This is a genomic window from Comamonas testosteroni (assembly GCF_030505195.1).
Lineage (GTDB): Bacteria > Pseudomonadota > Gammaproteobacteria > Burkholderiales > Burkholderiaceae_C > Comamonas > Comamonas testosteroni_G.
In genome coordinates this window covers 658,638-682,580 of record NZ_CP129672.1, presented here as the reverse complement: position 1 = coordinate 682,580, position 23,943 = coordinate 658,638, and the positions used below count along the sequence as shown (strand labels likewise).

Sequence of the window (23,943 nt, the reverse complement as noted above, 5' to 3'; positions counted from 1 at the left end):
AATGGGAAAGAGCACCAAGGTTGATAACTCCGGGGCCAACGCGGCCGCCCTGATGCAGGCGCAGCTGTCCAGGGAACAATTGGACTGGGCAAAGCAGATCTACGGCGAGACGGCTGATGAACGCGCAACGGCCACGGCTATTGCCGACCAGGTATCCCGTTCGCAGCTGGAAGCCCAGAACCTGCAGAACAAGGTGGCCCAGGCAGGCTACGAGGACTACACCAGCACCTATCGCCCGCTCGAGCAGAAGCTGGTAGCAGATGCCCAGGCCTATGACACTCCGGAGCGTCGCGCGGCCGAGGCTGCCAGCGCGAGCGCCGACGTGGAAACCAGTATCGCTGCCCAGCGCGGAGCCACGATGCGCGCCATGGAGCGCTCGGGGGTGAACCCCGCCAGCGGCAAGGTGATGGCCATGGCCGGAGCTTTGGACATTGGCGCGGCCAAAGCCAAGGCCGGCGCGGCGAATACCGCCATGAAAGCGGTGGAGCAGCAGGGCTATGCCCGGCGCATGGACGCGGCCAACCTGGGCCGCAATATCGCCAGCAGCCAGGGCACAAATGCCTCTATCGCATCGCAAATCGGTGCGGGTGCCGTGGGTAGCGCCAATGCTGGACTGGGCGCGGCCACGAGCGGGCAGGGGATTCTGAATTCAGGGTACGCAGGCGCCCTGGCAGGATTGGCTGGGGCCGCGAACACCTATAGCCAGATCAATCAGAACCAGATCGCTGCTGGATCCTCAAGCAATTCGCTGTGGGGCGGGCTCGGGAGCGCGGCAGGGATGATCGGATCTGCTTGGCTTGGGAAAAAGTAATTAGAGAACGCAGTCGAAAACCCACCAAGCGTTTGGCTTGGAGCCACCATCCTTGGCAAGCGCGGCATGCCGCCCCTGCTTCTGGCATTGGGCTTGGGCCAGATCAAATGCTTTTTGATTGTCTGCAAAGTCCCAGGCCGTTCCCTTGATCTCAACTGTGCGCGGTGTAGACGATGTAATTTCGTGCTTGCTTGCACATGCGGACAGGGCGACGCATGCAGCAATAACAGCAGCGATTTGAAAAGCTCTCATCTCTCTCATTCCTCCTATGTGAAGGAATGTAGCAGAGCGCATGCTCGTCGTTGAGACGGGCTTTTTCGATGCATACAGGTCACTGCGAAAAGTGTGGATGCCGCTCGCAGGCTATCGACCAACCCTTTGAGCGCATGCTTCAAAGGCTGCACCAGCTGCTTCCGAGAGCCCGCGAGTAGGAATGGACACTTCCTTTCCTGCTGGGGTAACGAAAGACAGCGACGTGACCTTGCCGAAGGTCACAATCTGCGCCATGTCCTGTGGCATCCCAAATCCGACTTCTACGGCATTTGCATACACAGATACTGCACCCGGGCCGGTGTATCTGTTGCCATTCACGCTGCCAAAGGCGCGGCCGGACGGCAAGGCCATTTGCTTCTCGCCTGCACCAAATTGCCGGCCTTTTATCTCAGCGTAGGTGAATAGTGGCGAACATCGGCGTGCATATTCGTATGCAAGCATTGCGACCCGATTGTTTCCGCCCTCAGCGGGAAGATCGAGCACCGCTACTGGGCCTGCAGCGCCTTTCTTATCCATGCGCCAAGAGCTCTGTGCATGGGCGCCAACGGTAGCTATCAGTACTGTGGCGGCGAGTACAAGTTTGATGTTGAGGCGCACTGCAAGCGCACTGTTCTTTGACTGCATGTTTCCCTCTGCTGCTCTGTATTTGTGAGGGAATGTAGCAGAGGGTCGGTAACGCTGGACTCTTGAATTCTCAGCAATCGCAATTAGCTGTTTTTTCCGGTTGAAAGTAACTCTCCTCACTTGGGTATGATTGAAACAAATCGTATCTACTGAGGGGTAATTTTGTTCAAGCCAGTTTTAGGCCTCATCGTGGCGTGTGCTTCGCCCCTTGTCTTCGCACAGACCTCTAATGAGTCTGCGCCAGTACTTGGTGTGACTACAACTGTGCCGGCTGTTGAGCCAGCCCTAGGCATGCTTAAAAGGACAGCAGACGCTGGAATTCGTTTATCTGCAACTTGCACGCTTGAAGTGCCGAAAAAACTACCTAATCGAGCTCTTGTTGTTGTGGTTCGTAAGGTGTCCTGCGTTTCGCGCTATGGAGGAAATGTCACTACGGATTTCTTCGAGGTTCTATACGCCGGAAATGAGCGCTTAGTACCAGTCGATGCTGTATTCATGACGAATGAGAATGAAAAACGTGTCGCCGCGATAGAGCCAGATCAAATCGAGGCCAGTACTGAAAAATGGCGGAGGTTCTCTCTGATTGCACGTAAAAACGAACTGGATCAGGCAATTGCAGCCATAGATGCGACTGGCAAGCACGGCATAACGCTTTTTAAGTCAAGCATCTTTGACGTCAGTGATTACACGGAGGGAACAGGCTTTAAAGCGACGGTTTTGAACTCGAGCAAAAAGACAATTAAGTATGTGTCCTTTACTGTTGCTGGGCTGAATGCTGTCGGTGACCCGGTCTTAGGTAACGCACGAGGGGGGGCGTCACCGACGCTGCGCGGAATTGGTCCAATTGCACCTGGTGAAACGGCTTCTTACTCTAAGGACTACATGTGGATGACGGATGTTGTTCAGTCATATCGAATTCGCAGCATTAAGGTGGAGTACACGGACGGAAGCAGTAAGGTTGTCTCCGATGTCAAGAAAATCCAAATCAGTGCACAAGACTATGAAGCGTTGATGACTGACGACTGACTAGAAGTACGATTTACATCGCTCAAAAAGGGGCAGGGGAGCGCGTCACGCTTGCCGGACCTGGCCCAAAGAACACAAGACCACCCTCGATGGTGAAGACAAGCACCCATCCTGGGTGGACTGCTTCTGTGATGTAGTCGCTGGCGCTGCCAGGCAGGATGCGCGCAATGGGATATCCGTATCGGCCCGGTGTGTGCAGCAGGGTGGGGTGCCAGTCCTCACCGATCATCATCATTCCGGCTTGCGCACTACACCCGGCATGGTGTTTTGGCGCGTGCGCTCCCAGTATTCGTCCAGCGTGTCGGTCACCTCGACGACTCTGAGCGTTCCTTGAACCGGGGTGGCACTTGGGAACTCCTTTTTGATCGACTCTTCGGAGCAGAGGTAACTGGTGGTGCGCCACTTGCCGAGATGGTCTTGATAGCGCCAGTTGTAGTGATGTTCGATGTGCATGGAGTCTTCTTGATGACTGTATATTTATACAGGCATTAAGAAATCCGACTTGTTAGTATGCACTTATGTGCAACCGCTACAACACCCCCTCCGAGATCGAGATAGAGCGGCATTTCCGAATCGGTCGGGAGTCTCCGGGCTGGTGGAAGGATGAGCGGCTCGACATCTTTCCGCGCGCGTCTGGCCCGTTTCTGCGCCGCGCTGTCGATGACCCCGGCTACAGCATCGAGGGTGCGGTAGGGCAATGGGGCCTGATCCCCTGGTTCGCAAAAGAGCGGGTGCTGAAGTACAGCACCAACAATGCGCGCTCGGAGGAGCTGGCAGACAAGCCCAGCTACAAGGCACCCTGGGCGCGCGGCCAGCGCTGCATCATTCCCGCCTGGAGCTTTGATGAGCCGTGTTGGGAGACTGGCAAAAACGTGTGGTGGAGATTTCGCCGGGCCGATGGCGCGCCGTGGGCGCTGGCCGGGCTGTGTAATCGCTGGAAGGATCCAGCATCCGGAGAGCTGGTGGAGAGCTACACCATGCTGACCATCAATGCTGACTCACATCCCCTGATGAGTCGCATGCACAAGCCAGACCCCAAGCTGCCGGCGGACCATCAGGACAAGCGCAGCGTGATCCCGATTGAGATGCAGGATGTGGACCAGTGGCTGGCGGGAACCCAGAAAGAGGCGTCCGATCTACTGCGCCTGGCGCCGGTCGGCGTGTTCGATGCTGCCCCAGCATAGGCTGGGTTCCTGCCTGCCAGATGCTCTCGATAGGTGCAAATGGCTCTGAATAAATTCACCGTGTAGCGCACCGCTGGCTCAGCCTTTCCACAACTTGCTCACAATCACGAATCGCCATAAAACTGCTCTCTGAATGCTCTCGAAAAGCTGCAGCGAGCGCTCGGCAGCGGTTGAGTTGAAATTGGGCGTTGTGGCGACTTGTGGCGGCCTATTGTTGTTTATTGCATGAATAGGCGCTCGGAGTTGGTAAGAAGAGTTGGTGTGCTTTGTAAGCCTTTGATTTATAAACCAAGTGTAAACCTTTACACGGAGTAGGTCGGCGGTTCGAGACCGTCAGGACCCACCACTAAAAAACTAAAGAAATCAAGGGCTTAGAGCAATCTAAGCCCTTTTTCTTTGCCCTCTCTACCAACCCAAATAGCCGCCACAAGCCGCCTCTACCAACCGGAAATCGTGGCTGACCAACCTGTCTGAGCTTGGCGTGGCGCTCGGCAGGGGAGTTCATGGCCGCTTGAGAAAAGCCCACGACGCCTGGCCGGGCTGCATCTATTGAGAGGAAGGCACGGGCTCCAGAAAACAAGCCCGCTTGGTGGCGGGCTGTTCAGCTGGCGTTGTTGCATAACTCCTGCGCTCAACTGCGATAGCCTCGCTCGATGAGTGAATCGGTTTGAGCATCAAGTCGTCGAGCTCAATGTTCGCGCATCCATCCTCAATCGATTGACAGGGCTGGGCGCGCCGCAGACGGTGGCCGTTGCATAACCAGGTCTGGGGCCGGGGCTGGGGAAAGCTCCACCTCAAATGGAGCTATGCCACACCAGCCACGGCAAACTGAAAAGCGCTCATCTGCCTCAGTCCTCCTGAGTGAAGGAATGCAGCAAAGGAGTCGCTTTGGTCTTGCAGACTCTCAGTAACCTTCGATCAAAGGCATTTCCGTCCCATCGACCGCAATCATCACTCCTGTGGTGCTGGTGTCGATTTCAATGGGGACTCCCCACAACTCATTGGGCTTGCCGAAAGAGTTGACGTGATTGAACTGCCGCAGCTCTTCTGGCGGCAGTTTGATGAGCTTGGGGTAGGCATTGTTGTGGGCCTTCCAGTGACGCAGGAAGGTCTGGCAAACGCGTTTGTGGACGGTGTTGATCGGTGATTCATCGGTCATGGCGCAATTGTCTCAGAGCCGGCCGGCGTGCCTGGCGTCCAACGGGATACGGCCAAAAGCGCAATGGTGACCGGTCGACGCCCACCTCGGCTTCAGGCCGATCTTGGTTGCTCGCAGCCGCCGGCTTGAGAGGCTTTGGTCATGACCGCTCCTTCATGCCGCGATACCTTGGGCAAGCTTGGGCGGCAATGCGCCGAACGCGCAGGTCGCCGCCGGCAAGCCGGTTGGGCTGGCCGGCGCAGTGCAGCCTTGTCGTCAAGACGCGGCAGAGGATGGATGGACTGCCCCTAGCGCAGCGCCCGTCGAACGCCGATGCCTGCCATGTCGAGCAGTTGGCGCGCTGCCGGGGCCAGCCCCAGCATGTGGATGCACCCATGGATCATGCCCGGCAGGCGCACGGCCGTCGCGAGCACACCATCCTCCTGCAGGCGAGCGGCATAGGCCTCGGCTTCATCGCGCAGCGGGTCATACTCGCAGCTGATCACCGTGGCTGGAGGCAACCCGGCCAGGCTTTCGGCGCGTGACGGGGATACTTGCTCCAGTCGCCCTTGCGCAGGATCTGCAAGATAGGCCTCGTAGCAATACGCCATGGTCGCCCGGGTGAGGGCGTAGCCATCGCCGAACAGATCGAAGGACGGGGAGTCCATGGCGGCGTCCAGTGCCGGGTACAGCAATAGTTGGTGGGCAATGCTCGGCGCGCCGCCCGCACCCCAACCATCTCCATGCCTGGCGGCCAGACAGGCTGCTGCAGCGAGGTTGCCGCCCGCGCTGTCTCCGGCCACAGCGATGCGGCTGCGGTCCAGTCCAAGCCTTTCGGCCTGTTCGAAGGTCCAGCTCAAGGCGTCGCAGAAGTCTTGCAGCGGCACCGGAAAGCGGTGCTCGGGGGCCAGCCGGTAGTCCACCGAGATCACCACCGCCTCCGTCGCAACAGCGAGCGCACGGCAGGGGTTGTCGTACAGCTCCATGGAGCCGAGGCACCAGCCCCCGCCATGCGCGAAGACCAGGGCAGGCTGGGGCGCGTCGGATGCCGACGGCCAGTACACACGCAGACGCAGCGGTGCGCCGTCGCGCGCACGCAGCGTGAAATCTCCCGTGCGCGCAACGGGTTCGGCCGGCCCATGCAGTGCACGCAGTCCGATGTCAGTGGCCTGCCTCAACTGCGCCAGCGTGGGCGCAGTCGAGGGCTGGGGCATCCGGGCCTGCTCCAGCAGGTAGTGGGCAATATCAGGGTTCAGAGGCATGATTACCGCGTCCTTTGCAAGAACGGCAGCAGTTCGGCGATGAAGGCCTGGGCCGCCTCCTCCATGATGAAGTGGCCACAATCGGGCACGATCACGCCGGACAGATCATGGGCATGCCCGCGCAAGGTGGTCAGCGGCGCATCGCCTGTGGCGTGCTCGGCGCCTATGGCCAGCACGGGCATGCCAAGAGGGCGCTTTGCGCGCTCACGATTCTGTCGAATGGTCTCGGGAATCGCCCGGTAATAGGCGAAGCCGCCGCGCAGCCCGCCCGGTGCCGCATAGGCGTCGACATAGGTATCAACGGCCACGCGATCGCGCCTCAGTGACCATCGATTGAACATGAATTCCAGATAGGCGCGTTCGCGGCCCGCGATCAGAGTCTCGGGCAGGTCGGCCAGTTGATTGAACATGAAATGCCACAGGAAGATGTTCTGCTCGGGCGGCGCGAAGATGCTGGGCTCTGGAGCCAGACCCGGGATCACGGCCTCGGTCAGCGCAAGCGATTGCACGACCTGGGGCAGGTCGCTGGCCAGCGCATAGGCCACCCACATGCCCACATCGTGGCCCGCGACCTGGTAGCGCTCGTGGCCCAGCGCCAGCATGGTGCGGTGCAGGGTCTGCGCGATGGCACCCGTGTCGTAGCCCGTCTCAGGTCGGTCCGAAAAACCGGTGCCCGGCGGATCGACGGCAATGGCCTGAAAACCCTGCGCAGCCAGCGCTTGCATGACATGGCGCCAGGCATACCAGGTCTGGGGCCAGCCCGGGATCAGCAGCACCGGCGAGCCCTGGCCGGCCGTGATGCAGTGGACGCGGCGGCCGTCGATGCGCACGTAGTCGTGGGTGAAATCGTCCTGGGCGTGCGCAAGGGTGGAGGGGAGAGCGTTCATGGGTCTGTTTCCTGGTCTGATTCGGAAGCCGGGGGCTCAGGCGATGCCGAGCATGGTGTTGATCTGGCGCTGGTCCACGGGGGCGCCGGCGAAGTCGTCGAAGATCTTGTCGGTCACGTGGATGATGTGGCGGTTGATGAAGTCCACGCCTTCGCGTGCACCGTCCTCCTGGTCCTTGAGGCAGCACTCCCATTCCAGCGAGGCCCAGCCCTGGTAGTCGTACTGGGCGAACTTGGAGAAGATGGCCTTGAAGTCCACCTGTCCGTCACCCAAAGAGCGGAAGCGCCCCGCCCGCTCCAACCAAGAGGAATAGCCGCCGTAGATGCCCTGGCGCCCGCTGGGCAGGAATTCCGCGTCCTTCACATGAAACATGCGGATGTGCTCGCGGTAGATGTCGATGTAGTCGAGATAGTCCAGCTGCTGCAGCACGAAGTGGCTGGGATCGAACAGTATCTTGCAGCGCTCATGCTGGCCGACCAGTTCATGGAAGCGCTCGAAGCTCGTGCCGTCGTGCAGGTCCTCGCTGGGGTGGATCTCGTAGCACAGGTTCACGCCCTGCTCGTCGCAGGCGTCCAGGATGGGGCGCCAGCGGCGCGCCAACTCCTCGAAGGCGGTCTCGATGAGGCCCGCTGGGCGCTGCGGGAACGGGAACAGATAGGGCCAGGCGAAGGAGCCCGAGAACGTGCCCATCTCCGTCAGGCCCATGCGGCGCGAGGCGCGGGCCGAGCACTTGAGCTGCTCCAGCGCCCAGGCCGTGCGCGCCTGGGGATTGCCGCGCAGGGCCTCGGGGGCGAAGCTGTCGCACATGGCGTCGTAGGCAGGATGCACGGCGACGAGCTGGCCGAAGATGTGCGTGGTCAGCTCGCTGGCCACCAGGCCGTGCGAGGCAAGCATGCCGTTGACGTCGTCGCAGTAGGCCTGGCTTTGCGCGGCGGTGGCCACGTTGAACAGGCGCTGGTCCCAGGCCGGGATCTGCAAGGCCTTGAAGCCCACGCCCGCGGCCCAGCGCGCAATGTCCTCCAGCGAATTGAACGGTGCCTTGTCATCGGCGAACTGCGCAAGATGAAGGCTTGGCCCCTTGATTGTCTGCATGTGTTTTTCCTTGCTTTGAGGTATTGTTTGTTGATCGACAAAGAATGGTATCACGCAAACGCAGTCGTTTTCGACAGATAGGTGTGCTGCGCCGTGGATGACACGCCGCTAAGATGCCGCACCGACTTTTGAGAGGAACAAGGAAGATGGCTGGAAGACCCAGGGAATTTGATCGGGACCAGGCGCTGGAGTGCGCCATGCTGGCGTTTTGGCAGCGCGGTTACGAGGGCACATCCATGGCCGACCTGGTGCAGGCCATGGGCATCGCCTCGGCCCGCATCTATGCTGCCTTTGGCAGCAAGCAGGCGCTGTTCCGCGAAGCCATACAACGCTATGAGTCCGGGGCCGGCTGCTTTGCCGATCGGGCCCTGGCCGAAGAGTCATTGGTGCGTGACGCCCTATCACGCATGCTGCGCGATGCAGCGACCACCTACACGGAACCAAGCCGGCCACAAGGCTGCATGGTTGTCATGGCAGCGACCAATTTTGCGCAAGAGAATGAGGAAGTGGCAGCCTGGCTGGCGGTGCACCGTCGCCAGCGAACCCAGTCCATCATCGACCGACTGCAACGCGCAATGGACGAGGGCGAGTTGCGAAAAGATGCGGATGTGCAGTCCTTGGGCGACTTCTATGCCACGCACTTGCACGGTATCTCAGTGCAGGCTCGTGACGGCGTGTCGCGCCCGCGCCTGCTGGCTGCTTCCGCGACCGCTATGGGGGTGCTGGACCAAGCGTTGTGCCCGGCCCTGAAGCCTTGAGTTGCAGTGCGGCTAGGGTGAGTTTGTGGGCAATTGAGCCAGGCGCTTGTTCAAGCGGGGCAAAGGCTGATTCCTGAGCGCATCTTGCCCTGCAGATGGCCCGGGCACAGAGTCCATGGAAGGGATCTGCCAGCGGCTTGCACAATGGTTCGGTGAGGGTGCGTGGGCACCCGTGGCGGCTCACTTCGAGCCAAGCCACTGCAGCACGCTCCATTGGTGCTTGAGCGTCACTCACCGGAAAGCCGTCGTTGACCCACACCTGCATCGGCCTCCGGATGACCGCTCTTGAGCGGTGACGGCGAGGTCATGCTATCCATCAAGGCGCTCAGGGTGTCGTCTTTGAGATGCCTGCGACCAGGCCAGGGAGGACGCCGGGCAGTGTTGGATTAGGGCGTTCTGCGAGCAGTTTCCATTGTCTGGACCAGGCATCAAACAGTGCATGTCTTGGCAGTCGAGTGCGTGTGTGTCATTTTCGAGTGTGGGTGGTCAGGAGAGTTGGAGACTGCTGCAAGGGGCTGATATCTATGGAGATATGAGAATTTTCGCAGGGTAGGTCGGCGGTTCGGGGCATCCAGTGCCCACCACCAAGGCGCAAAGAAGGCTTTGGCAGTAGTAAGCCTTCTTTGTGTTTTGGCGTTTGTTGCGACTGGAGGTGAAGGTTGTTCGGGGTATTTCTATGCAAGATGCACTGGCTGGACAGCGGCAATGGAAAAGCTGGCAGTTAGAATGGCCGGGATTAGCCTAACCCTGTTGGTGGAGGTTGGATGGCAGTTCTGTAGAGCATCAGTGCCCTGTAGAGGCCCGGTCGGTGGCGCAAGCGGGTCGCACGGCTTTCACCATTGTTAATGAGGCGAACGTAAGTTCGCCTTTATTTTTGCTGCCGCAGAAAGATTGACCATGTTCGAATCCATCCGCAAGCATTCCAAGTTCGTGATGATCTTGTTGTTCTTGCTGATCATTCCCTCTTTCATTTTTGTCGGAGTCAACCAGAACTACTTCACCGAGTCCAGCCAGACTGTGGCCCGCGTGGATGGGCATGACATCACCCAGCAGGACTGGGATAACGCTCACAGGACTGAAAGCGACCGCCTGCGTGCGCAGAATCCGACCATGGATGCCAAGCTGCTGGACTCGCCAGAGGCGCGTTATGCCACGCTGGAGAAGCTGGTGCGTGATCGCGTGCTGGCAGCTGCTGCAGCCAAGATGCACCTGACAACGCCCGATGCGCAACTGGTGCGTACCTTGCGTGAGATTCCTGCGATTGCCTCCTTGCAAAAGCCCGATGGCTCGCTGGATGCTGAAGCCTACAAGGCTCTGGTGGGCTCGCAGGGCATGACTCCCGAAGGATTTGAAGCCAATCTGCGTCGTGAACTGGCTCTCAATCAGGTACTGGGTTCCGTGTCCTCGACCAGCTTCACGACTGCTGCACAGCTGCAGCAGGCCATGGATGCTCTGTATCAGCGCCGCGAAATTCAGGTTGCACGGTTTGATGCCAGCGCCTTTGTCGGCAAGGTACAGCCCACGGAAGCCGAGCTCAAGGCCTTCTATGAATCGCACACCAGCCAGTTCAAGCAGCCCGAAGCTGCCACAGTGGAATATGTGCAACTGGATGTGGCGACGGTAGAGAAGAGCATTGTTCTGAGCGAAGATGATCTGCGCACCTATTACAAGGAAAACGCGGCCCGTCTTGCCGGCCCAGAGGAGCGTCGTGCCAGCCACATCCTGATCAATGCGGCCAAGGATCTTCCCGCTGCAGAGCGTGAAAAGGCCAAAGCCAAGGCAGAGCAACTGCTGGCCCAGGTGCGCAAGGATCCCAAGAGCTTTGCCCAGGTGGCCAAGGCCAATTCGCAGGACCCCGGCTCTGCTCCCAATGGCGGTGATCTGGGCTACTTCGGTCGCGATGCCATGGTCAAGCCATTTGAAGAAGCCGTTTTCAAGATGAAGCAGGGCGACATCAGCGATGTGGTCCAGTCTGACTTTGGCTTTCACATCATCGAGCTGACCGGCATCAAGCAGCCCAAGGTCCCCTCGTTCGAGGAAATGCGCCCCAAGCTGGAAGCAGACCTCAAGCAGCAACAGGCACAGCGCAAGTTTGCAGAGGCGGCCGAAGCCTTCTCCAACGCCGTTTACGAGCAGTCCGAAAGCCTCAAGCCTGTGGCCGAAAAGTTCAAGCTGAGCATCCACAAGGTCGAGAACGTGACGCGTGAGCCAGCCCCTGGCGCTCAAGGTCCTCTGGCCAACAAGCGTTTCCTCGAGGCACTGTTCTCCGCAGATTCTCTGGAGAACAAGCGCAATACCGACGCAGTGGAGCTCGCTCCCAGCAACCTGGTGGCTGGCCGTGTGCTGAGCTATGCTCCTGCGCATACTCAGTCCATGGATGAAGTGGGTGAGAAGCTCAAGCAGCTATATGTGGCGCATCAGTCCGCAGAACTGGCCAAGCAGGAAGGCAAGGCCAAGATGGCCGAATGGAAGGCCAAGCCTGAAGCAGCTCAGTTGCCTGCGGCCGTCGAGGTGGGGCGCGATCAAGCCAGGGATCTGCCGCGTGAAGTGCTGGATGCGGCATTGCGCGCCCCCACGAATGCCCTGCCTGCATGGGAGGGTGTCGATCTTGGCAATGCAGGTTACGCGGTGATCAAGGTCAACCGCATTGCCCAGCGTCCTGCGCAGGATGCTCAGGTGCTGGAGCAGCAAAAGGCGCAGTTCACGCAGTGGTCCTCCATGGCTGAAGTCATGGCCTACTATGAACAGTTGAAGAAGACCTTCAAGGTCCAGATCAAGGTGCCGCGTCCTCAGTAAGGCATTTAAATCAGGCGCGAGTTTATTTGCGGTCTGATTTATGCATTACAATAGATGCTTCTACGGTGGCTGTAGCTCAGTTGGTAGAGTCCAGGATTGTGATTCCTGTTGTCGTGGGTTCGAGTCCCATCAGCCACCCCAGAATTTTGAAAACGCTCTGCAGCGCAGAGCGTTTTTACTTGATGAGAGGTTTTTGCCTTGAATCGTTGCTAGTTCAGTGTTTGTTGCTCTCAATTTTGATTGGCGACTCAAATTCTGAAGTACAATAGAGACTTCTACGGTGGCTGTAGCTCAGTTGGTAGAGTCCAGGATTGTGATTCCTGTTGTCGTGGGTTCGAGTCCCATCAGCCACCCCAGTTTATAAAATGCCTCACAGGTTTTCTTGTGAGGCATTTTTGTTTTTGCAGCCCTGCTGAGCAGGGTGCACAGGCCGCTTTGAAGTTCTACTTCCTCGCTAGGCCGTCCGGCGCTGAAAGCAGCGTGACAGCGGTTGGGCTGGAAGTCGTACAGCGCAGCATTGAAGGCCCGAGGTGATTTGAGCATCTGAAGGGGTTGGAGGTTCAGGTGCACTCCCGTCCAAGCCGCAACGGCCTGCAATTGCTCGCTGGCTCCACGGGCATCAAGTGCTTGGGGGAAGGTGAATGGAAAGCCAAGAAGCATGGCGCCGTCGCCAGTGGCGCAAGGTGCATCTGGGCATAGACGCACAGACACAGCAGATTGGAGCCATCGTCGTGACCACTAACGAGGTGGGTGATTCGCCAGTAGCGGCTGAGCTGCTTGGACAAATACCCAACACCTGAAGAGGTGGCCAGCTTCACGGGCGACGGCGCATATGACGCACAGGATGTGCATGAAGCATGTCACGGCCGCAGCGCCATCCCCGTCATCTCGCCACGTAAAGGAGCAAGACTGCGTAAAGGGTTGGCCTTTCCGCATCGCAACGAGGCCGTTGAGGCGTGCAAGCGAGTGGGGGGGCAGTATCTGCAAGCGCTGCAGCGGCTACCATCGCTAAAGCTTGGTGCCAACCAAGATGAATTGCTTCAAACGCCTGGGAGAGAAAGTGATGGCCAGGACGCTTGAGCGTCAAGTCGTCGAGCTCAATATTCGTGCATCCATCCTCAATCGATTGACCGAGCTGTGCATGCTGCAGACGGCGGCCGTTGCATAACTAGGTCTGGGGCTGGGGAAAGCGCGACCTCAAATGGCGTTATGCAACAAAGCCCTTCATCCGCACCATCTCACTCTGGGACTGAACATCTACGTTGGCTACTGCTGACCCAGTAGCCGCGCAAGCTCATGCTTCCAGAAGCGAGCCTGCCCCGTGGTGCCATGGCCGGCTGTGTCGGCGCTGGCAGGGATACGCAGCATCCGCCCCTGAGGCACACGGGCGATGGCCTGCTGCAGCAGGCCCAACGCGGGCGGGTAGCGTTCGTCGTCGTCCGCGTTGATGGCTAGCAGCGTTGCGCGTATCGATTCGAGCTGCCTTGAAGCGTCATAGTCGGCCGAGGCTTCCCATTGGTAGAGCGTATCGTTGGCATCAGCCGGCAGCGGTGTGTTCAGGCGCGCATAGACGATGGCGTCGGCTTGCGCGCGCGTGGGTGCCTGATCGTGCAGCGCCAGGTCACCGCCATTTGTGGCAAGCGCGAAGAAGGTGCTTGCCAAGCGCAGGCTGGGTGGTTGCTCGGCGTAGTCCCCGCCCTTCCACGCAGGGTCCTGGCGTATCGATTCACACAGCATGCGGCGCAGCATCCAGTTGCGGCCCGACATGGGCGTGGGCAGCGAGGCCATTGGCACAGCGATGTCCAGCATGCCGGGGTGCTGCTGGGCCCACATCCATGTGTGCATCCCGCCCATGGAGTTGCCAAGCACTAAGCGCAGGTGGCAAATGCCCAGGTGCTCGGTCACCAGCCGGTGCTGGGCGCGCACCATGTCACCATAGGTGTAGCGTGGAAAGCGCGTGCGCAGGCCGTCGGATGGCTTGCAGGAGCGGCCGGTGCCGATGGCGTCGGGCGCAATCAGGAAGTAGCGGCTGGTATCGAGGGGCTGACCGGGGCCAAACAGCTCGCCGCCGAATTGCGGACCGAAGAAGGCCGCGCCCGACTGCAGGGTACCGTGAAGCAGAAGCACCGGCTCGCCATCAGGGTTGCCCAGCGTGGCGTAGTGAAGGCGCAGCTCGGGCATAGTCTGGCCACACTCGAACTCAAAATCGCGAACCTTCCAGCTCTGCCCTTGAGGAATTTGGGGTGCCTGCATAGAGCTCAAAGCCAGGTTTTCAACCAACCCAGCCCGTCGCTGGTGGCGTGCGCAGCGGCTCCGCGTGCAGGCTTGTATTCGCAACCAATCCAGCCTTCCCAGCCCATGCTGTCGAGCAACTGGAACAGGTAAGTGTGGTTGACCTCACCCACATCGGGCTCGTGGCGCTCGGGGACGCCGGCGATCTGGAAGTGGCCGACATTGCCTGTTGGAAGATACTCGCGGATCTTCATCGCCAGGTCGCCTTCGACGATCTGGCAGTGGTACAGGTCCATCTGCACCTTGACATTGGGCTCGTTAATCTCGGCCACCAGCGAGTGGGCCTGGTCCTGGCGACTCAGGAAGAAGCCGGGCATGTCGCGGCCGTTGATGGGCTCAAGCAGGATCTGAATGCCGTGGGGCGCTGCCTGGCGAGCGGCGTGGCGAACATTGGCCACATAGGTTGAGTGCACATGCGCGGGGTCGGCCCGCAAAGGCACGCGACCTGCCATCACGTGGATGCGCGGGCAGCCCAGGACGCGCGCATATTCGACAGCCTTGTCGATGCCTTTGCGGAATTCGGCCTCGCGTCCCGGCAGACAGGCTATACCGCGCTCGCCCTCGTCCCAGTTGCCGGGAGGCGCGTTGAACAGCACCTGCTGCAATTCGTGCTGCTTAAGTAGTGCGGCCAGCTGCGTGGGTGTGTAGGCATATGGGAACAGGTACTCAACGGCCTGAAAGCCGTCACGGGCAGCGGCAGCAAAGCGGTCGAGGAAGTCCACATCGTTGTAGAGCATGGACAGGTTGGCGGCAAAGCGTGGCATAGGCGTTGGGAAGGTGGGTTACCAGAAAGCGTTGAAGGTATGGCGCAGTTCGTCGATCTGCGCCATATCGAGGGGCTTCACAGAAGCGGCTGGCACCAGCATGCAAAGGCGGGCGGTTTCCTCCAGCTCCTCGAGCAGGGCCATGGCGGCGGCTGGCGTGTCGTGCCAAACATTGGGTCCCAGGCGCGCTAGCATCACGGCGCGTATGGGATGGCCAGCCTGCGCATACTGCGCAATGGCGCGTGCTACGTCCTCGGCGGCCTCAGCCGCGCCGGGGCGGTGGTAGCTGATGTGAGGCACATGGCCAACCTTCATGACGAAGTAGGGCGTAATGGGCGGCAGCAGCTCGGCCTGATCCGGCCCTGCGCGCAGCGAACAGGCCACGAGGTGGGTGCTGTGCGTGTGGATCACGCAGCGCGCGGGCGCGGCCGTGCTGCTGCTGGCCTGGTAGATACGCCGGTGCAGCGCAATGGTCTTGCTGGCCCGGTCGCCGCCAGTCTGGCGGCCGTCCTGGTCCAACCGGGCCAGGCGCTCTGGCGCAAGGGCGCCCAGGCAGGCGTCAGTGGGCGTGATTAGAAAGCCGTCGGCCAGCCGCACGCTGATGTTGCCGGCCGTGGCGTGTACGTAGCCGCGCTCGAACAGCGAGCGGCCCACTCGAACGATTTCGTCGCGGGCCTGATCCTCGTTCATGAAGTCCGTGGTCGTGCTCATGCGTTCAGCATCGTAAAGGCTTTGGTGAAGAAGTCCTCGGTACCGAAGTTGCCTGACTTGAGCGTGAAGTGCAAACCCTGCGGCGCAACCGGCGAGAGGGCATGGCACCAGGGAACGCCGGGATCGATCTGGCCTCCAATGCGCAGTTGTGCGATGTCCATAGCCTGCACGCAGGCGCCCGAGGTCTCGCCGCCGGCCACGATGAGCTGGCGCACGCCTATCTCGACCAGGCCGCGCGCCACGGCGGCGATGGTCTGCTCGACCAGGGCGCCAGCATGTTCCACTCCGAGCCGCTCCTGGATGGCCTTGACGGCGGCGGGCTCGGCCGTGGAATAGACCAGCACCGGGCCGCCGGCGATGTGTTCGCGCGCCCAGGCCAGGGCCTGCTCGGCAACCGACCGCCCCCCTTGCGCATCAGCGGCGATCTGCAGCGGGTCCAGCGCAAGGGCCGGGTGGCCCCTGGCGATGAAGTGTGCGACCTGGGCATTGGTGGCCACCGAGCAGCTGCCCGAGACCACGGCCTGCAGACCGCCGGGTGAGGGCAGGGCCGCGGCATGGCTGGTAGGCGCGAGCCCGAAGTTGGCGGGCAGGCCGATGGCCACGCCCGAGCCGGCCGTGACCAGCGGCATATCGGCCAGTGCCGGACCCAGGCGCAGCAGGTCGTCGTTGGAAACGGCGTCCACTACGGCCATGCCCACGCCTTCGGCCTTGAGCTGGGCGATGCGCTCGCGGATCGCGGCCTGGCCACGGGCCACCACGGCGTGGTCGATCAGGCCCACCTTGCGGCGCGTCTGCGCCTGCAGCACGCGCACCAGGTTGGGATCGGTCATGGGCGTGAGCGGGTGGTTCTGCATGCCGCTCTCATTGAGCAGCACATCGCCCGCGAACAGGTAGCCTTTGAACACGGTGCGCTTGTTGTCGGGGAAGGCCGGAGTGGCGATGGTGAAGTCCGAGCCTTGCACATCCGCGAGCGCATCCATCAGTGCATCCGTCACGGGGCCGATGTTGCCGGCCTGCGTGCTGTCAAAGGTGGAGCAGTATTTGAAGTAAATCTGCTGTGCTCCCTGGGCGCGCAGCCAGCGCAGCGCGGCCAGCGACTGCTCCACGGCCTCGCCGGCGGCAATGGTGCGCGACTTGAGTGCCACCACGACGGCATCGACGTCCGTGTCCAGCGGGCCCTTGGGCACGCCTATGGTCTGCACCACGCGCATGCCTGCGCGAACCAAGTTGTTGGCCAGGTCGGTGGCGCCGGTGAAATCGTCGGCAATGCAGCCGAGTTTGAGGTCGGTGGTCTTCATGCCTGGTCCTCGTTGGCTGCGCGCGGCAGGTTGATGCCGGGGAAGATCTTAATCACGGCGCTGTCGTCTTCCTTGGCGTAGCCGGCCGTCGAGGCCTGCATGAACATCTGGTGCGCCGTGGCAGCCAGCGGCAGCGGGAACTTGGAGGCCCTCGCGGTGTCCAGCACCAGGCCCAGGTCCTTGACGAAGATGTCCACGGCCGACAGCGGCGTGTAGTCGCCAGCCAGCACATGGGCCATGCGGTTCTCGAACATCCAACTGTTGCCCGCGCTGTGGGTGATGACGTCGTAGATGGCGGCCGCATCCACGCCTTCACGCAGGCCCAGGGCCATGGCTTCTGCGGCGGCGGCGATGTGCACGCCCGCCAGCAGTTGGTTGATGATCTTGACCTTGCTGCCGGCGCCGGCCTTGTTGCCCAGGCGGTAGACCTTGCCTGCCATGGCGTCGAGCACGTGGCCTGCGGCCGCATAGGCGGCGGGCGTGGCCGAGGTCATCATGGTCATCTGGCCGCTAGCAGCCTTGGCTGCGCCGCCCGAGATCGGGCCGTCCACGTAGAGCACGCCCAGGTCGGCCAGGCGTGCTTCCAGGGCGATGGACCGGTTGGGGTCCACCGTGGAGCACATCACAAAGGTGCTGCCTGGCTGCATGGCGACCGCGGCGCCTTGCTCGCCGAACAGTACGGCCTCGGTCTGGGCCGCGTTGACCACCACAGACACCACGACGGAAACCCCGGCAGCCACTTCGGCAGGTGAGGTGCAGGCCACCCCGCCGTCCTTGGCGAATTCCTCGGCGGCGCCGGGGCGCACGTCACAGACATGCACGGCAAAGCCGTTGCTGCGCAGGGTTTTGGCGATGCCCAGGCCCATTGCGCCTAGGCCGATGACGCCGACGTTCTTGTTGCTCATGATGACGGTGTTCCCAATAGAAGTGAAAGACGGAAAACGCCGGACGTGCCGGCGCGGGAGAGGATCAGGGACTGCGGCGCTTAGGCGATGAGGCTCCACAGCAGCCATGTCATGGCGAAACCCGCCACGCCCAGCACGGTGGTCAGCACCGTCCAGGTGCGCAGGCCATCGGCCACGCTCAGGCCCAGGTAACGGGTCACGATCCAGAAGCCGGAATCGTTGACGTGCGACAGGCCCAGGCCGCCGAAGCCTATGGCCACGGTGAGCACGGCCACCTGCAAGGCGCTGTAGCCGCCCGACTGGATGCTTTCGGCCAGCAGGCCGCAGGTGGTGAGGATGGCCACGGTGGCCGAGCCCTGCGCGGCGCGCAGGGCCAGCGAGATCACGAAGGCCAGCAGGATGAGCGGCAGGCCGGTGTCGGCCAGTTCCCGCGACAGCGCCGTGCCTATGCCGCTGACCGTGAGTACCTTGGCGAACACGCCGCCGGCACCGGTCACCAGGATCACGGTGGCGGCTGCGGGCAGGGCTGATTCCATAACCTCATTGGTGCGCGTGCGGCTCCAGCCCAGGGGGCGGACCAGCAGCACGAAGGCCAGGCCGATGGCAACCATGAGCGCGAACAGGGGTGCGCCGGTGAAGGACAGCAGATTGCGCAGCGCGTCGCCCTTGGGCAGCATGGTCGCGCCCGTGGTGCCCAACATGATCAGGCCCAGCGGGATCAGGATCAGGGCCAGGATGGCTCCTACGCTAGGCAGCTTGCGGCCCGCATCGGGCTCGCCGCTGTTGCCGAAGCTGCGCAACTGCGCCTCGGTGTCGGGCAGCATGGTGAATTCGCGGCGGTTGAGGCGGCCAGCGACAAACTGCGACAGAAAGGCCAGCGGAATGCACAGCATCAGGCCGATCAGCGTGATCCAGCCCACATCGGCGCCCAGCACGGCTGCGCCGCCTACGATGCCGGGGTGCGGGGGCACGACCACGTGGACGGCCAGCATGATGCCGCCCACTGGCAGGCCATACTTGACCGGATTCACACCTGCGGCCTTGCAGAAGCCGTAGACGATGGGGATCAGAATGATGAAGCCCACGTCGAAGAACACGGGAATCGACAGCACCAGGGCCGAAGCCGTTAGCGCCGCCGGCACGCGCCGTGGTCCCAGCAGCTGGGTGAAGCGGTTGGCCAGGGCGCTGGCACCGCCCGAGACCTCGATCATGCGGCCCAGCATGGCGCCCAACGCCACCAGAATGGCCACCGAGCCCAGGGTGCCGCCCATACCGGCGATCAGCGTGGGAATTATGTCGCCGACGGGAATGCCTGTGACCATGGCCACGAGCAGGCTGACCAGCATGAGCGCCACGAAGGCATGCACCTGGAAGCGGATGATGAGAAGCAGAAGCAGGGCAATGCTGGCGGCAGCAATGCCGAGTAGAGCGATGGTGGACATGTCAGACATACGGGCAGGCTGCGCGAAAATTTATGTTGGATAAGCTTGTTATATTGTCATCATACAAATTTGGCGTTAATAAAAAAAACAGGGTAAACCCTTTGCGTATAAAAATGAGAGCTGTTAGCGCATGATGCGTTTAAATCCTGGATTGTTTTATAGCTGATATCAATATATAGCAAGCGATAAGTGCTCACTTTTTATGAGAAGAGCTTGCTACTTGCCGGTTGCCGCCTGGTTGGCGCGCGCCTGGAGTAGCGCTCAGGGCGCGTTCACGATGCCGCGCGCCAGCCGTTCGCCGTCCTGGTCCCAGAAGCTGGCATCGGCCTGCTGGATGCGTGCAATCGCATTGTGCATGTGGCTGGCCGCCGCCTGCCGCGCGGCTGCGGGGTCGCCGGCCTCGATGGCGCACACGATTCGGTCGTGCTCCTCGGTAACGGCCTGGGCAAAATCGGTGTGCCGCGCCTCGTTGGCACGCGTCACACGCGTGGCGTCGTGCAGGAATTGGGCAAGGTAGTCCAGCGTGCGAATCAGGAACGGATTACGCGCGGCCTGTGCGATCGCGTGATGGAAGGCCACATCCTCCTTGACGCCGTCACTGCCCTGTCGCACGGCCTCGGCCAGCGTGTCCACGGCCTCTCGGATGCGGCGCAGATCTTCTTCGTCGCGGCGCTGCGCCGCCAGCTCGGCCACTTCGGATTCCAGCGCCCGCCGCAGCTCGGTAATCTGTATTACTGCGCTCTTGCTGCTAGTGTGCAGGCTGTCCAGGTCCAGTGGCTCGATCCCCGCTTCCTTGACAAACACACCACTGCCCTGGCGCGACTCAACGAGGTTGAGCGAGCGCAGCCGCGAGATCGCCTCGCGTACCACAGTGCGGCTAACTTCCAGCTGCTGCACCAGCTCAGCCTCCGTCGGCAGCTTTTCGCCGGGCAGCAGGCGTCCGGCACGGATCTGCGCCTCCAACTGTTGGGCGACTTGGTCGGCCAGCTTGAGGGTGGGTTGGATTGCGGAGAAGGAAACCGTCATGGCGCAGGTAAGGTGTTTTTGAGGCTGAGGGACTATGCAATTGTCTCAGAACGCCTTGACGCGCAGGGAGTCGCAGGCAGGGCTGGGGAAAATCCCTGGAGATGATGCATTCCTCAATTCATATGATGACAGTATTAGATGATTTTAAAATCAGGAGACAACATGCAAAGACGTGACTTCATGGCCGCAGCGGCCTTCACCGGGTTCGGGGTAGGCGCCGGCCTCACGCAGACTGCAGCGGCCCAAGCCGCTTCCTGGCCGACGCGGCCCTTACGACTGGTGGTGCCGTTTCCGCCTGGAGGGCTGATCGACCGTATGGCGCGGCTGCTTGGGCCGCGCTTGGCCCAAAGCCTGGGCCAGCCGGTGGTGGTAGACAACAAGCCGGGAGCCGGCGGCAATCTGGGCGCGGCCGATGTAGCGCGTGCGGCGGCGGATGGCTACACCTTGCTGATGGCCTCGCCGCCGCTGACCATCAGCCCAGCGATCTACAAGTCTTTGCCATATTCGCCCCAGCAGATCGAACCCGTTGCTCTGCTGGGCAGGGTGCAGAACGTATTGCTGGTCAACGCGCGCAGTCCCATCCAGAGCGTCGCACAACTGAGCCAGGCAGCCAGAGCCAAGCCCGGGCAAATGAACTATGGCTCCAACGGCAACGGCACCTCACTGCACTTGTGCATGGAGCTTTACAAAAGTATCAGCGGCGCCCAGATCACTCATGTTCCATACCGAGGTGCGGCCGGTGCGATGACGGCCCTGCTTGCGGGCGAGGTGGATGTCATGTTCGACAATCTACCGGCGGCGCTGCCCCACATTCGCGCGGGCAACATTCGCGCTTTGGCAGTAGCCGCGCGTCAGCGCAGCCAAACCGTGCAGGATGTACCGACGATGATCGAGGCCGGCGTGCCCGGATTCGATGTAACCGCGTGGTTTGGCATCGCCGCACCGGCCGGTTTGGCCGGCGGTGTAGCCGAGCGTCTGCGCCAAGTGCTGGTGGATACTGTAAGGACTCCCGAAATCGTTCAGGCCATGCAGAATCAGGGCGCCGAGCCACATCTGCTCGGCCAGGCAATGCTACGCGAGTTCTGGGCTGAGGACGGAGCCCGCTGGAGCCGCTTGACGAGCAGGGTAGGCATTGCAATCGATTAAAGGCGTTGTTGCACTGCAGGGACTTCCCATCAACGCAAGCGCTGATCAGTTACTTTTGACTCACCTGACTGCCAAGACCATCAAGGTGCTTGAAACGAAGAACAGACTGCACATCTACAGACGGGGTGAAGCACGAGGTGCGCGCCCCCGAAACAAACCGTGCAGCAGGGCTCCTTTCAAATCACGTGGCGTCTTTCGGCTCACAATGCAACAACCGAGCTTGCCTGCTGCAGATCTGACCTGTTCATTGCAACTTTGATTTCACGTCTGGCATGTTGAAGTGCCTGCCTCAGGCAACGGCAGAGATGGGTGGTCTGGGGCGTTCGTTGGCATGGCCCGTGTCATAGGTACGCTCCTGTGTCATGAGCGCCCACAGGATGCGTGCATTTTTGTTGGCTAAAGCCACGGCGGCCTTTTGCCAGCCACTGCGCTGCCTCAAGGCCATCACCCATTGGGAGATAGGGTCAAGGTTGTGTTTGCCGGTCAGCACTGCGGCCTTGGCCCCTTGCACCTGCAAAGTGCGCAGGCAACTATCGCCTCGCTTGGTGATAGCTCCGAGGTTGGATTTGCCTTCGCCTCTTTGAACCCTTCACTCAGCCGATGCACACATGGTATGCCCTGCTGCTGTAGAGTCTTAACGGATACAAAGCGCATCTGAGGATGGCTGACTGCCTCACGCTTGGTGCAACCAAGATGAATTGCTTCAAACGCCTGGGAGAGAAAGCGATGGCCAGGACACTTGAGCGTCAAGTCGTCGAGCTCAATATTCGTGCATCCATCCTCAATCGATTGACCGAGCTGGGCATGCTGCAGACGGCGGCCTTCGCATATCTTGTCTGGTTGCTATGCACATCACGGACATCGCTATGGGCATCGTCACCATGATGGGTTCTACGGGCATCCGCACGGCCACAAGCATCATGGCTATTGGTCAAGTGGTCATGGCGGGGGACATAAGCACCACGGTGGACGTGGGCATGGTCGACGCTAGGCCTGAAACGCAAAAAAGCCACCCTTGAGGTGGCTTGGTTTATTTGGAGACTGTTTAGAAAGCGTCGACGCTGTACTCGCCTTCGGGAGGGTTCTGGGACAGCATCCGCAGAACTTCTTCGGGAGAGCGCGGTTCAGGCATTGGCGTCATGATCTCTTGAATCGTCGCTTTGAGTTCAGGATAGGCGGCGTACAGGTAGGTCATGGCAACTCCTTGAAGGGTGGATGGAAGCTGATGTCTTTCTTTTTAACGTTTGACTGTGTCAGTTCGTTGACAGGAATGTAAGCCGTGAGGTGTGCTTGCAGATTCTCAAGCAGGCATTGCACGGTCCTGTTGTCCGGTCACTAGGCTGTCTGCCCGGGCAGGAAAAGGCAGCGCGTGCAGCGACTCGGATCGCACCGCCTGGGGGCTGAGATCGGTATCCGCCCAAGCCGGCCAGCGGCTCAGGGTATCGCTAGCGGCGATAGCCGGGTTGTTGCCGGATGCTTTGCCGTCAATCTGGTGCTGGATGCTGCCAGCCATGTGCGGTGCGTGATGGCGCAGTCGAGAAACTCTGGCCTGTGCTTGAGATGAGAGTCCGGCTTGTGATTGCGCAACGGTGTTTGGTCGTGCTGCTGTGGTTGACGACTTGATTGACTCGATCGTGGAAAAAAGGCTTGGCTAATAGGAGAGGGCCGCTGGCTAGCTAAAACGCTGCAAGCCCTCGCTTGTCAGCGCCCCACGATGAAGAGGCAGTACAGCGATTCGCTGCACCATGAGATGAATTATAAATGCAATTGATAATCGTTTGCAAATAACCGTGCGATTTTCAGGACTATAGAAAGAAAGGGCTAACGTCTGGAGGCGTGAATCTGAATTGCTCCAAGAGTTGCTGGATAGATACGGGCGTTGGGTTCAGAAGCGTTGGAAGAGGTTGCGATGCGTCAGTGCCAAGGTGCGGTGTCAGTCTCTGCTGCAGGTAGGATTCAGGAGAGGTTTGGTTAACTTAAAGACGGCCCTGAACAAGAAGCCAGGGGAATCGCAAAGCAGGTTGAAGGCTCCGCTTAGAAGAAGGCCGGTGATCTGAAAGAGCGATTCAGGATGCGGTCAAAAAATAAGCTGCACGAGCGCTAAAGAGCAGACCACCTCCAGGTTGGCCAGTTGGCTTTTGTGTTGCTTTCTGGCGGGGTTCATTACTGAATATCTATTCATGCTGTAGATTTATACATGTGTGCTACAATACAACGGTCGGGGAAATCATGCTGGCGCCTAGGAATGGTGGTTGGCCCCCGACGCGGAATATCGCGAGGTGGAGCAGTCTGGTAGCTCGTCGGGCTCATAACCCGAAGGTCGTTGGTTCAAATCCGGCCCTCGCAACCAATAAAGCCCTGGTCGGAAACGGTCAGGGCTTTTTTGCCATCTTTCTGTCATATTTAGAGAGCAAGATACGCATCGCTAGGTTCAGGTTGTAGCACTGAAAGATGGCTTAACCCCTGGCGCCAATTCCCAAGCCCTGGCTGTAGCAGCCGGGGCTTTTT

At 60.6% G+C, this 23,943-nt stretch carries 22 protein-coding genes, 3 tRNA genes and 3 pseudogenes; 12 read left to right on the top strand and 16 right to left on the bottom strand.

Going from position 1 to position 23,943, the window contains the following annotated elements; translation table 11 throughout:
- Nucleotide 1 precedes the first annotated feature (1 nt).
- Nucleotides 2-811: a hypothetical protein gene (locus QYQ99_RS03020; protein WP_302091364.1), complete on the top strand. Its 810-nt coding sequence runs from the start codon at nt 2-4 to the stop codon at nt 809-811.
- Here QYQ99_RS03020 and QYQ99_RS03015 read toward each other — a convergent pair whose 3' ends face one another.
- Both QYQ99_RS03015 and QYQ99_RS03010 read right to left on the bottom strand, forming a co-directional pair.
- Nucleotides 812-1,063: a hypothetical protein gene (locus QYQ99_RS03015; protein WP_302091363.1), complete on the bottom strand. Its 252-nt coding sequence runs from the start codon at nt 1,061-1,063 to the stop codon at nt 812-814.
- 111 nt (nt 1,064-1,174) lie between these two features.
- A complete protein-coding gene (locus tag QYQ99_RS03010) occupies nt 1,175-1,708 on the bottom strand; it encodes a hypothetical protein (RefSeq protein WP_302091362.1) in 534 nt (177 codons plus the stop codon).
- A 252-nt stretch (nt 1,709-1,960) separates the two neighbouring features.
- Here QYQ99_RS03010 and QYQ99_RS03005 point away from each other — a divergent pair, with 252 nt between their 5' ends.
- Nucleotides 1,961-2,734 carry a hypothetical protein gene (locus tag QYQ99_RS03005; RefSeq protein WP_302091361.1) on the top strand — a complete coding sequence of 258 codons (774 nt, stop codon included), beginning with the start codon at nt 1,961-1,963 and terminating at the stop codon, nt 2,732-2,734.
- 231 nt (nt 2,735-2,965) lie between these two features.
- Here QYQ99_RS03005 and QYQ99_RS03000 read toward each other — a convergent pair whose 3' ends face one another.
- Entirely contained in the window at nt 2,966-3,187 is a 222-nt protein-coding gene (locus tag QYQ99_RS03000; RefSeq protein WP_302091360.1) for a hypothetical protein, read from the bottom strand.
- A gap of 65 nt (nt 3,188-3,252) precedes the next feature.
- Here QYQ99_RS03000 and QYQ99_RS02995 point away from each other — a divergent pair, with 65 nt between their 5' ends.
- Complete coding sequence (locus QYQ99_RS02995) at nt 3,253-3,918, top strand: SOS response-associated peptidase (protein WP_302091359.1); 666 nt, start codon at nt 3,253-3,255, stop codon at nt 3,916-3,918.
- Between the two features lie 904 nt (nt 3,919-4,822).
- Here QYQ99_RS02995 and QYQ99_RS02990 read toward each other — a convergent pair.
- The 4 genes from QYQ99_RS02990 to QYQ99_RS02975 form a co-directional block, all read right to left on the bottom strand.
- Nucleotides 4,823-5,077: a hypothetical protein gene (locus QYQ99_RS02990; protein ID WP_302091358.1), complete on the bottom strand. Its 255-nt coding sequence runs from the start codon at nt 5,075-5,077 to the stop codon at nt 4,823-4,825.
- A gap of 287 nt (nt 5,078-5,364) precedes the next feature.
- Nucleotides 5,365-6,318 carry an alpha/beta hydrolase gene (locus QYQ99_RS02985; RefSeq protein ID WP_302091357.1) on the bottom strand — a complete coding sequence of 318 codons (954 nt, stop codon included), beginning with the start codon at nt 6,316-6,318 and terminating at the stop codon, nt 5,365-5,367.
- A 2-nt stretch (nt 6,319-6,320) separates the two neighbouring features.
- Complete coding sequence (locus QYQ99_RS02980) at nt 6,321-7,205, bottom strand: alpha/beta fold hydrolase (RefSeq protein ID WP_302091356.1); 885 nt, start codon at nt 7,203-7,205, stop codon at nt 6,321-6,323.
- Nucleotides 7,206-7,241: 36 nt separating this feature from the next.
- Nucleotides 7,242-8,297 (bottom strand): sugar phosphate isomerase/epimerase family protein, encoded by a 1,056-nt coding sequence (locus QYQ99_RS02975; protein WP_302091355.1) that lies wholly within the window; start codon nt 8,295-8,297, stop codon nt 7,242-7,244.
- Nucleotides 8,298-8,494: 197 nt separating this feature from the next.
- On the opposite strand from QYQ99_RS02975, the gene QYQ99_RS02970 reads away from it, so the two are divergent.
- The 5 genes and pseudogenes from QYQ99_RS02970 to QYQ99_RS02950 all read left to right on the top strand — a co-directional run.
- On the top strand, nt 8,495-9,055 hold the full coding sequence (locus QYQ99_RS02970) for a TetR/AcrR family transcriptional regulator (RefSeq protein ID WP_302091354.1): 561 nt from the start codon (nt 8,495-8,497) through the stop codon (nt 9,053-9,055).
- An 897-nt stretch (nt 9,056-9,952) separates the two neighbouring features.
- Nucleotides 9,953-11,851, top strand: coding sequence for a SurA N-terminal domain-containing protein (locus QYQ99_RS02965; RefSeq protein ID WP_302091353.1), 1,899 nt, complete (start codon nt 9,953-9,955; stop codon nt 11,849-11,851).
- Between the two features lie 65 nt (nt 11,852-11,916).
- Nucleotides 11,917-11,992, top strand: a tRNA-His gene (locus QYQ99_RS02960).
- A gap of 139 nt (nt 11,993-12,131) precedes the next feature.
- Nucleotides 12,132-12,207, top strand: a tRNA-His gene (locus QYQ99_RS02955).
- 190 nt (nt 12,208-12,397) lie between these two features.
- Nucleotides 12,398-13,019, top strand: a pseudogene (locus QYQ99_RS02950) (IS5 family transposase); the annotation flags it as partial.
- A gap of 98 nt (nt 13,020-13,117) precedes the next feature.
- Here QYQ99_RS02950 and QYQ99_RS02945 read toward each other — a convergent pair.
- From QYQ99_RS02945 to QYQ99_RS02915, 7 genes are all read right to left on the bottom strand, one after another.
- Nucleotides 13,118-14,104 (bottom strand): alpha/beta fold hydrolase, encoded by a 987-nt coding sequence (locus QYQ99_RS02945; RefSeq protein ID WP_302091352.1) that lies wholly within the window; start codon nt 14,102-14,104, stop codon nt 13,118-13,120.
- A gap of 5 nt (nt 14,105-14,109) precedes the next feature.
- Nucleotides 14,110-14,907 carry a 2-oxo-tetronate isomerase gene (otnI, locus tag QYQ99_RS02940; protein WP_302091351.1) on the bottom strand — a complete coding sequence of 266 codons (798 nt, stop codon included), beginning with the start codon at nt 14,905-14,907 and terminating at the stop codon, nt 14,110-14,112.
- Nucleotides 14,908-14,925: 18 nt separating this feature from the next.
- Complete coding sequence (locus tag QYQ99_RS02935) at nt 14,926-15,597, bottom strand: class II aldolase/adducin family protein (RefSeq protein WP_302093102.1); 672 nt, start codon at nt 15,595-15,597, stop codon at nt 14,926-14,928.
- Between the two features lie 17 nt (nt 15,598-15,614).
- Nucleotides 15,615-16,916 carry a 3-oxo-tetronate kinase gene (otnK, locus tag QYQ99_RS02930; RefSeq protein WP_302091350.1) on the bottom strand — a complete coding sequence of 434 codons (1,302 nt, stop codon included), beginning with the start codon at nt 16,914-16,916 and terminating at the stop codon, nt 15,615-15,617.
- Nucleotides 16,913-17,821: an L-threonate dehydrogenase gene (gene ltnD / locus QYQ99_RS02925; protein ID WP_302091349.1), complete on the bottom strand. Its 909-nt coding sequence runs from the start codon at nt 17,819-17,821 to the stop codon at nt 16,913-16,915. The genes otnK and ltnD overlap by 4 nt, the downstream gene beginning before the upstream one ends.
- Before the next feature lie 80 nt (nt 17,822-17,901).
- Nucleotides 17,902-19,272, bottom strand: a complete 1,371-nt coding sequence (locus QYQ99_RS02920) for a GntP family transporter (protein ID WP_302091348.1) — start codon at nt 19,270-19,272, stop codon at nt 17,902-17,904.
- A gap of 252 nt (nt 19,273-19,524) precedes the next feature.
- On the bottom strand, nt 19,525-20,289 hold the full coding sequence (locus QYQ99_RS02915) for a FadR/GntR family transcriptional regulator (RefSeq protein WP_302091347.1): 765 nt from the start codon (nt 20,287-20,289) through the stop codon (nt 19,525-19,527).
- A 162-nt stretch (nt 20,290-20,451) separates the two neighbouring features.
- On the opposite strand from QYQ99_RS02915, the gene QYQ99_RS02910 reads away from it, so the two are divergent.
- Nucleotides 20,452-21,435: a Bug family tripartite tricarboxylate transporter substrate binding protein gene (locus QYQ99_RS02910; RefSeq protein WP_302091346.1), complete on the top strand. Its 984-nt coding sequence runs from the start codon at nt 20,452-20,454 to the stop codon at nt 21,433-21,435.
- Nucleotides 21,436-21,724: 289 nt separating this feature from the next.
- On the opposite strand, the pseudogene QYQ99_RS02905 reads toward QYQ99_RS02910, so the two are convergent.
- Nucleotides 21,725-22,006: pseudogene (locus QYQ99_RS02905) on the bottom strand (IS110 family transposase); the annotation flags it as partial.
- Nucleotides 22,007-22,110: 104 nt separating this feature from the next.
- On the opposite strand from QYQ99_RS02905, the pseudogene QYQ99_RS02900 reads away from it, so the two are divergent.
- A pseudogene (locus QYQ99_RS02900) lies at nt 22,111-22,320 on the top strand (hypothetical protein); the annotation flags it as partial.
- Nucleotides 22,302-22,454 carry a hypothetical protein gene (locus QYQ99_RS02895; RefSeq protein ID WP_302091345.1) on the top strand — a complete coding sequence of 51 codons (153 nt, stop codon included), beginning with the start codon at nt 22,302-22,304 and terminating at the stop codon, nt 22,452-22,454. The pseudogene QYQ99_RS02900 and the gene QYQ99_RS02895, both read left to right, overlap by 19 nt.
- 26 nt (nt 22,455-22,480) lie before the next feature.
- Here the strand turns inward: QYQ99_RS02895 and QYQ99_RS02890 are convergent, their stop codons facing one another.
- On the bottom strand, nt 22,481-22,630 hold the full coding sequence (locus QYQ99_RS02890) for a hypothetical protein (RefSeq protein ID WP_003080696.1): 150 nt from the start codon (nt 22,628-22,630) through the stop codon (nt 22,481-22,483).
- A gap of 1,078 nt (nt 22,631-23,708) precedes the next feature.
- Between QYQ99_RS02890 and QYQ99_RS02885 the strand changes: the two genes are divergently transcribed.
- Nucleotides 23,709-23,785 (top strand) — tRNA-Met (locus tag QYQ99_RS02885).
- The last annotated feature ends 158 nt before the right edge of the window (nt 23,786-23,943 follow it).

What these genes read in the sequence shown, in the direction of transcription:
- QYQ99_RS02890 (WP_003080696.1), bottom strand. Translation starts at nt 22,630, where the DNA reads ATGACCTACCTGTACGCCGCCTATCCTGAACTCAAAGCGACGATTCAA.
- QYQ99_RS02980 (WP_302091356.1), bottom strand. Translation starts at nt 7,205, where the DNA reads ATGAACGCTCTCCCCTCCACCCTTGCGCACGCCCAGGACGATTTCACC.
- QYQ99_RS02895 (WP_302091345.1), top strand. Translation starts at nt 22,302, where the DNA reads ATGGGCATCGTCACCATGATGGGTTCTACGGGCATCCGCACGGCCACA.
- otnK (WP_302091350.1), bottom strand. Translation starts at nt 16,916, where the DNA reads ATGAAGACCACCGACCTCAAACTCGGCTGCATTGCCGACGATTTCACC.
- QYQ99_RS02970 (WP_302091354.1), top strand. Translation starts at nt 8,495, where the DNA reads ATGCTGGCGTTTTGGCAGCGCGGTTACGAGGGCACATCCATGGCCGAC.
- otnI (WP_302091351.1), bottom strand. Translation starts at nt 14,907, where the DNA reads ATGCCACGCTTTGCCGCCAACCTGTCCATGCTCTACAACGATGTGGAC.
- ltnD (WP_302091349.1), bottom strand. Translation starts at nt 17,821, where the DNA reads ATGAGCAACAAGAACGTCGGCGTCATCGGCCTAGGCGCAATGGGCCTG.
- QYQ99_RS02920 (WP_302091348.1), bottom strand. Translation starts at nt 19,272, where the DNA reads ATGTCTGACATGTCCACCATCGCTCTACTCGGCATTGCTGCCGCCAGC.
- QYQ99_RS02990 (WP_302091358.1), bottom strand. Translation starts at nt 5,077, where the DNA reads ATGACCGATGAATCACCGATCAACACCGTCCACAAACGCGTTTGCCAG.
- QYQ99_RS03000 (WP_302091360.1), bottom strand. Translation starts at nt 3,187, where the DNA reads ATGCACATCGAACATCACTACAACTGGCGCTATCAAGACCATCTCGGC.
- QYQ99_RS02975 (WP_302091355.1), bottom strand. Translation starts at nt 8,297, where the DNA reads ATGCAGACAATCAAGGGGCCAAGCCTTCATCTTGCGCAGTTCGCCGAT.
- QYQ99_RS02915 (WP_302091347.1), bottom strand. Translation starts at nt 20,289, where the DNA reads ATGACGGTTTCCTTCTCCGCAATCCAACCCACCCTCAAGCTGGCCGAC.
- QYQ99_RS02985 (WP_302091357.1), bottom strand. Translation starts at nt 6,318, where the DNA reads ATGCCTCTGAACCCTGATATTGCCCACTACCTGCTGGAGCAGGCCCGG.
- QYQ99_RS02965 (WP_302091353.1), top strand. Translation starts at nt 9,953, where the DNA reads ATGTTCGAATCCATCCGCAAGCATTCCAAGTTCGTGATGATCTTGTTG.
- QYQ99_RS02910 (WP_302091346.1), top strand. Translation starts at nt 20,452, where the DNA reads ATGCAAAGACGTGACTTCATGGCCGCAGCGGCCTTCACCGGGTTCGGG.
- QYQ99_RS02995 (WP_302091359.1), top strand. Translation starts at nt 3,253, where the DNA reads ATGTGCAACCGCTACAACACCCCCTCCGAGATCGAGATAGAGCGGCAT.
- QYQ99_RS03015 (WP_302091363.1), bottom strand. Translation starts at nt 1,063, where the DNA reads ATGAGAGCTTTTCAAATCGCTGCTGTTATTGCTGCATGCGTCGCCCTG.
- QYQ99_RS02935 (WP_302093102.1), bottom strand. Translation starts at nt 15,597, where the DNA reads ATGAACGAGGATCAGGCCCGCGACGAAATCGTTCGAGTGGGCCGCTCG.
- QYQ99_RS03020 (WP_302091364.1), top strand. Translation starts at nt 2, where the DNA reads ATGGGAAAGAGCACCAAGGTTGATAACTCCGGGGCCAACGCGGCCGCC.
- QYQ99_RS02945 (WP_302091352.1), bottom strand. Translation starts at nt 14,104, where the DNA reads ATGCAGGCACCCCAAATTCCTCAAGGGCAGAGCTGGAAGGTTCGCGAT.
- QYQ99_RS03010 (WP_302091362.1), bottom strand. Translation starts at nt 1,708, where the DNA reads ATGCAGTCAAAGAACAGTGCGCTTGCAGTGCGCCTCAACATCAAACTT.